Source organism: Actinoplanes palleronii (genome assembly GCF_016862315.1).
Classification (GTDB): domain Bacteria; phylum Actinomycetota; class Actinomycetes; order Mycobacteriales; family Micromonosporaceae; genus Actinoplanes; species Actinoplanes palleronii.
In genome coordinates, this window is sequence record NZ_BOMS01000221.1 from 1 (window position 1) to 1,513 (window position 1,513).

Here is a 1,513-nt window from a genome sequence, read left to right on the forward strand (position 1 = left end):
AAGGCCGTGAAGTTACGGGCTGTCGGCGGGCGTCAAGATGTTGATTTCGATGGTTGCTTGGTAGGTTCGCCGGTCGACGCGGAGGCTCTTGTACGCGTATCGCGATAGTGGTCGTTTCACGGCGCGGGGGCTGACGCGGAGCCGGCGGGCGGGCATGAGCTGGTCGAGGACGGCGCGTCCGATGGTGCCGATCAGGTCGATGACGGTGTCGGCGATGACGTTGGCGGCGTGGATGACCTGGTCACGGGCGGTTTGCAGGGCAATGCTGAAGCTGGCCCGGTCAGGATCGGCGCCGGTGGTCGTGGTCGCGTCGGTGATGGCGATGCGGATGGCCTGGTAGGCGGTGAGTAGGGCGTAGATCTCCTGGGCGATGGCTGAGGGGTGGTTGCTGCGCAGGACTCGGCGGCCGAGCATGCTTTTCTTGATGGCGAAGAACGCCGACTCGATTTCCCATCGCTCGTGGTAGAGCGTGACCAGGCCGGATGCGGTGTAGCGGCGGTGGTCGAGCAGGGTGGTGGCGAGGCGGTAGACGCCGGTCTGCCGGCCGGTGGTCGTGGCGATGGTGATTTCGCATTCGATGATGCGCACGTCGAGACAGCCGATTCTGGACAGGAACGAGCCGTCGGGCAGGTGCCGCAGGATCGGGGGTTTGCGGTTGCCGGTCAGCCGGGCCAGGAACGCGGCTCCGGTGCCGGCGACGGTGTTGAGCAGGGTGTTGGTGGACAGGCCGCGATCCAATAAGACGATCATGCCGGTGTGCAGGCAGCGGGTCAGCCGGGCGGCGTAGGTGCTCTCGCCGGTGCTGGTCGGTCCGAAGACCGCGTCGATGATCGCCCGGGTGCCGCAGGCGACGACGGCTACCAGAGAGATCTGGGGATAGCCGCTGGCCTGCGTGTATTGGTTGGCGCGTTTACCGAGCCCGGTCCGGGTGGCGGGGTTGTCAGGCACGTCCAGGTGGGTACCGTCGATCGCGACGACCAGTAGGCCGGCCCAGCGGGTGCCGGTAGTCCGGATCGCGGCGGTGTGCCCGCGCAGCAGGTCGAACAGGGCCCGCAGCGGCCGTACGCCCAACCGGGCTCGGGCGTGCCAGAGTCCGGTTCCGGTGATCTTCGGGATCGGCAGGCCGTCGAGGGCGCCGGTGAGTTTGCGCCAGACCGCGAGGTAGCCGCACTCCTCGAACAATGCGGCAGCCAGCAGCAGATAGACCACGACTCGGGCGGGTAGCTTGCGCAGCCGCTGCTGGACCGAACCGTGCTCGGTGAGGACGGCATCGACCATGTCGAACGGCACGATCCGGGTCAACTCGCCGAGATGACCCGGGGCGAAGACCCCGCCGGAGACACAGATCGTGCGGGTGATGGCAGACTGAAGGGACAGCGGAGCTCCATTTGGAACGGATGTCTTTGGTCGGACAACTCGTTTCTACCGGAGCTCCGCTTCCTACGTGTATCGGGCATAGACCAGCTCAGACCGGATGTTGACTACCAACCCGTACGCCTAACTTCACGGCCTT

At 66.2% G+C, this 1,513-nt stretch carries 1 protein-coding gene; it reads right to left on the reverse strand.

What is annotated here, in order from left to right; all coding sequences use genetic code 11:
- Positions 1-12: 12 nt before the first annotated feature.
- Positions 13-1,377: an IS4 family transposase gene (locus tag Apa02nite_RS50700; protein WP_203831575.1), complete on the reverse strand. Its 1,365-nt coding sequence runs from the start codon at positions 1,375-1,377 to the stop codon at positions 13-15.
- Positions 1,378-1,513: the final 136 nt, after the last annotated feature.